The organism is Okeania sp. SIO2B9, from assembly GCF_010672505.1.
GTDB lineage: Bacteria > Cyanobacteriota > Cyanobacteriia > Cyanobacteriales > Microcoleaceae > Okeania > Okeania hirsuta.
Genome location: NZ_JAAHGK010000473.1, coordinates 1 through 5,184, shown reverse-complemented (window position 1 = coordinate 5,184; position 5,184 = coordinate 1). Strand labels below are relative to the sequence as shown.

The 5,184-nt window shown below is 43.8% G+C and carries 4 protein-coding genes; 3 read left to right on the top strand and 1 reads right to left on the bottom strand.

The window, feature by feature from the left end; translation table 11 throughout:
• The first annotated feature begins 518 nt into the window (after window positions 1-518).
• The gene (locus F6K13_RS17160; protein WP_287240146.1) at window positions 519-1,400 is read left to right on the top strand and encodes a DUF4437 domain-containing protein; all 882 of its coding nucleotides are present in this window, start codon (window positions 519-521) and stop codon (window positions 1,398-1,400) included.
• Window positions 1,401-1,608: 208 nt separating this feature from the next.
• Entirely contained in the window at window positions 1,609-2,628 is a 1,020-nt protein-coding gene (locus F6K13_RS17155; protein WP_124155706.1) for a zinc-binding alcohol dehydrogenase family protein, read from the top strand.
• A gap of 239 nt (window positions 2,629-2,867) precedes the next feature.
• On the opposite strand, the gene F6K13_RS17150 is transcribed toward F6K13_RS17155, so the two are convergent.
• Window positions 2,868-3,665, bottom strand: coding sequence for an SDR family oxidoreductase (locus tag F6K13_RS17150; protein WP_124155707.1), 798 nt, complete (start codon window positions 3,663-3,665; stop codon window positions 2,868-2,870).
• Window positions 3,666-3,823: 158 nt separating this feature from the next.
• Between F6K13_RS17150 and F6K13_RS17145 the strand changes: the two genes are divergently transcribed.
• On the top strand, window positions 3,824-5,149 hold the full coding sequence (locus tag F6K13_RS17145) for an NAD(P)/FAD-dependent oxidoreductase (protein ID WP_287287883.1): 1,326 nt from the start codon (window positions 3,824-3,826) through the stop codon (window positions 5,147-5,149).
• The last annotated feature ends 35 nt before the right edge of the window (window positions 5,150-5,184 follow it).

Here is a 5,184-nt window from a genome sequence, read left to right as displayed (position 1 = left end):
TATTCCCAGCAGAGTGACGGGAACTGGGATTTCTGGATCTAGGTCTTCAATAGGTGAAAGAGGATACCAGTGCTGAAAAAAGTTAAATTCGGTTTGCATTGTATTTTAGGTAGTCAGTTATCAGTACCTCTGCAATAAGGAGGCTTGAAATATCGAATATTCTGTTCTCTTGGTCGATTAGATATGGCGTTCCCTTCAGGATCGGAGGGAAGGGAAACCCACTCTCGCAGAGCCACTCCAATTTTACCTTTCCTGTCGAATCCTATGCAAACGCATAGTTCTAGTTTATGATTGTATTTTGGCAAAAATAGTTTGCATTCTTAGCTATTTTATTGTATAATATAGCACAAATAAACTGCTTTACCATCCAAATTTATTCTATTACTTGATACAGACGAGGACTCATCAGATTTTAAATTCATCTGCTCGGTTCCGCAGTCTCTCATGGAAATCATAATTTGCTCCAGAGTAAGACTGTAATGGTGATTGGGTAGTCTGACGCTCTTGGAGAAATTAAAATGATCAAAATGAAGAACATAAGAACGTTTCTATTACTCGCACTAGCACTTATAAGCATCGTAATCGTCGCTTATACTAGCTCCCAGGTCACATCCCAAACCATAGAGCTGGAATCAGCAGCCAAGCCAACCTCCGAGGTCGTCTTAAGGTCCGAAGTCCAGTGGGGACCGCTCAACCCCGCCCGCGGAGACCAAAGCCCGAGGGCTGGTACCCTTTGGGGCGATCGCACTAGCTCCGGGCCTTCAGGCTTCCTCGTAGAGTTTGTGGACGGCTTCTCGTCGCCACCTCACATTCACAATATCACCTACCGTGGAGTGGCCATTAGCGGCACAGTTCACAACGATGACCCGAATGCCGAGAAGATGTGGCTGCCGACGGGTTCTTTCTGGACACAGCCAGCCGGAGGTGTGCACATTACCGCTGCCGAGGGCAGCAACAACCTGGCATACATAGAGATCGATGAGGGGCCGTATCTCGTCCTTCCTACTGAGGAGGCGTTTTCTAGCGATGACAAGCCGATTAATGTGGACCCATCGAACATTGTTTGGATCGATCAGCCCGGAATGCCTGCCTCTGCCAATGGACAAAAGGTAGCTTTTCTTTGGGGCAACCCGCAGGACGATCAATTATACGGAAGTTTTGTCAAGCTACCTGCTGGGTTTACTGGAAAGATACGTAGCCACGGCTCGACATTCCATGCTGTGGTAATCCAGGGTCAACCACAGTACCAAGTGACGAGTGAGACCGATCTCAAGACCTTGGTGCCGGGCAGTTATTTCACCTTGAAGGAAGAGTCGGTGCATCAAGTCTCGTCTAAAGCAACAGAGGAGAGCATCATCTATATACGCACGAATGGCAAGTTCGACGTTATTCCGGCGTAGTCCAAGAAGTAACCTCGCCCGATCCTAATAAGCTAGCTAATATAGCACTACGCATTAAGGTTAAGACATTTACCCATCCTGTTCGCGGAGCGTTTCCGCACCGAAAACCCTTTGACAGTCTACTGTTCCCTGTTCCCTATTCCCTATTCCCTATTCCCTATTCCCTAGCGCGTAGCGCCATAATATTTAAAATTTGGAGGTAAAAACTATGAAAGCAGTAGGTTTAACTCAATATTTACCGATTAACAACGAAAATAGTCTATTAGACGTTGAAATTCCTAAACCCACAGCTAAAGGCAAAGATTTATTGGTACAGGTTAAAGCAATTTCTGTTAACCCAGTAGATACTAAAGTCCGCGCACCTAAAGATAAAGTTGAATCCGAACCCCGCATTCTTGGTTGGGATGCAGCAGGTATCGTGGTAGAAGTTGGAGAAGCAGTAACAGAATTCCAACCTGGAGACGAGGTTTATTATGCAGGAGATATTACTCGTCCTGGTAGCAACAGCGAATTTCATTTAGTGGATGCCAGAATTGTTGGTCGCAAACCCCAGAATTTAGATTTTGCTCATGCAGCAGCTTTTCCTCTTACTGGTATCACTGCTTGGGAAGCTCTATTTGAAAGATTGAATATTGATCAAAAAGGAGCAGATGCGGGTAAATCAATTTTAATTATCAATGGTGCAGGGGGAGTTGGTTCTATTGCGATTCAAATAGCGAAAAAGTTAGCCAAGCTGAATGTTATTGCTACAGCTTCTCGTCCTGAAACTATCGCTTGGTGTCAAAAACTTGGTGCTGATGAGGTGGTCAATCATCGCAATAATCTTGCGGAAGAAATTGATAAAGTTGGTTATCAAAATGTCGATTATATTCTGTGCTTGAATGACACCGATGGTCACTGGCAAGCTATGACTAAAGCGATTAAACCCCAAGGCACGATCTGTTCCATTGTCGAAAACGAACAACCGCTAGATATGAATACTTTGAAGAGTAAGAGTGCTGGCTTTGTTTGGGAATTTATGTTTACTCGCTCCATGTATCAAACAGAAGATATGGCAGAGCAAAGCAATTTACTTAATGAGTTGAGTCAACTGATCGAAGATGGTGTAATTGTTACAACTTGCAATGAGGTAGTCAAACCGATCGATGCTAAAAATCTACGGGATGTTCATCAACGTCTTGAAAAGGGTAGAACTATTGGAAAAATTGTTTTAGCTGAATGGAATTAATTTTTAACTAGCTATCAGCTATCAGCTTTCAGGTATAACACTAGGATTGACACATAACTACCAGATATTGTAAGGGTTAACGGCCGTTAACCCTTACAAATGCTGTATAATACCAAATTGATAAATGTTTGCTACAAATATCTAGGGTATTTCTTAGGAGTCAACCCACCCCTAACCCCTCCTGACTTAACCATTCTATAACTGTTTAACCAGATTTGATATTAGATTGTCTTTTGATTTCAAATCAATCGATCGCTAATCCAATCAACCAACCCAGGGAAATACTGCTTGAAAATATGCAAACTTTGAGCTGCTCCATCGGGAAATACATGAAGTTGGTTACGAACAATGGCTTTAATTGTTTTTTCCATTACTTTAGCTGGATTAGTTGCGAAGCGTTCAGGAAAACCTTCCTTGCCTTGAGCTAGCGTTCCATAACGTTCCGAGAGAAGAATAGGGGTACGACTGAAAAAGGGATAAACAACAGTGACTTTAACATTATAGCTTTTTACTTCATTAAAAAGTCCTTCACTAAAACCACGCAAGCCAAATTTACTGCTGGAATAGTGAGCCATTCCCCCAGCACCTATCCAACCTGCTAGAGAAGAAATATTGACAATGTGTCCTTTTTGGCGCTCGATCATCCCTGCAGCAAAAAGAGAACTCAACCGCATTGGTGCTAGTAAATTGACCTGCATCAACCGTTCCCATTTATCAGGGGGAACTTCGTCCATCCGACCAAATAATCCTATTCCCGCATTATTAATTAAAATATCAATGGGTATATCTAATGCTTTAACTCGATCGTAGAGATTCAAGCAGCCTTCGCGGTGAGAAAGATCGCTCTCAATACAAGAAATTATTTTCCCTGTAGTGATTTCGCTGGTTATTTTAGAAGCTTGCTCATCTAGAGAATCTTGTTTGATATCGCTCAGGACTAAATGGCTGCCAGCTTGTAATAACTGGCGCGTAAGTTCCTGGCCAAAACCCCCTGTGGCACCAGTCAGGACTACTGTAGCGTGATTTAGTTCGGTCATCTGATTTGGTTGTATGATAACTCACTTATATTGACGTGCTTAATTCTAAGGTAAGACAGTTAGCTGTATATATTTTTTTTCGCGTAGAAGATTTAGAATGTAAAAAACAGTGAGGTGAGCGGGTTCGCAGCCAAATAAGAAGAGAGGAGAATTAAATCATGTCCACGAAACACTTTGATATTGCAATTGTCGGAGCTGGACTTTCTGGTATCGCAGCCGCTTACTATCTACAGCTCAAGTGTCCCAGCAAAAACTACATCATTCTGGAAGGTAGAGACTCAATGGGCGGAACTTGGGACTTCTTCCGTTATCCAGGCATCCGCTCCGATAGTGATATGTATACCCTGGGTTATAGCTTTAAGCCCTGGCCCAAAGCCAAATCTATTGCTGACGGGCCATCAATTTTGAAATATATTCAGGAAACAGCCTCCGAGAACGGCATTGACAAACACATTCGCTATAGTCTCCTGGTGAAGAAAGCTAGTTGGTCAAGCGATCGCGCTGTCTGGACAGTTGAAACTGAATGCAAGAAGACGGCTGAGACCCTTCTCTTTAGCTGCAACTTCCTTCTAATGTGTTCTGGGTATTACAGTTACAAAGAGGGTTATACACCTAAATTCAAAGGGATGGAGTCCTTCAAGGGGGAAATAGTTCATCCACAGGATTGGCCAGAAAACCTCAACTATCGCGATCAGAAAGTGGTTGTCATTGGCTCTGGGGCTACTGCAATTACCCTAATCCCGGAAATTGCAAAGGATGCAAAACACGTAGTAATGTTGCAGCGATCGCCTACTTATGTTGTCTCAAACTCTGAGTCTGATGTGCTTGCCAATCTCTTAAACAAGTTCATGCCCAAAAAGCTGGCTTATGCTATACTTCGTTGGAAGTATATCCAACGCCAACAATTACTTTACCGTGCTACGCGCACGAAACCTGAGAAGGTTAAGCAGAAACTGCTCGAGCTGGTCCGCAAAGAACTTGGAGATGACTACGATGTCGAGACTCATTTCACCCCACGCTACAACCCTTGGGACCAGCGCCTTTGTCTCGCACCGAACGGCGATTTATTTGAGGCAATCAAGTCAGGTAATGCCTCCGTCATCACTGATATAATTGAGACCTTCACTGAGAAGGGTATACTCCTGAAATCGGGCAAAGAGTTAGAAGCTGACCTCATTGTTACAGCGACAGGGCTAAACATGATTATACTCGGTGGCGTGCAATTCAGTGTAGACAACCAGGCAATTGAATTTCCGAATGCCTATACTTATAAGGGTATGATGTATTCGGATATACCGAACCTGGTCTCGGTCTTTGGCTACATCAATGCTTCCTGGACTCTGCGTGCCGAACTCGTGGCGGAATATGTGTGTCGGTTGGTTAACTACATGGACAACCATAAGGGGGTTGGTAAGGGGGTGCTGGTTTCCCCACTCCTCCACAGGGTGGGGCGGAAAGCACCCCCTTACATAAATAAATGTTGATCCGCTTCGATCAAGATGTTTGTCTACCTCCCGAC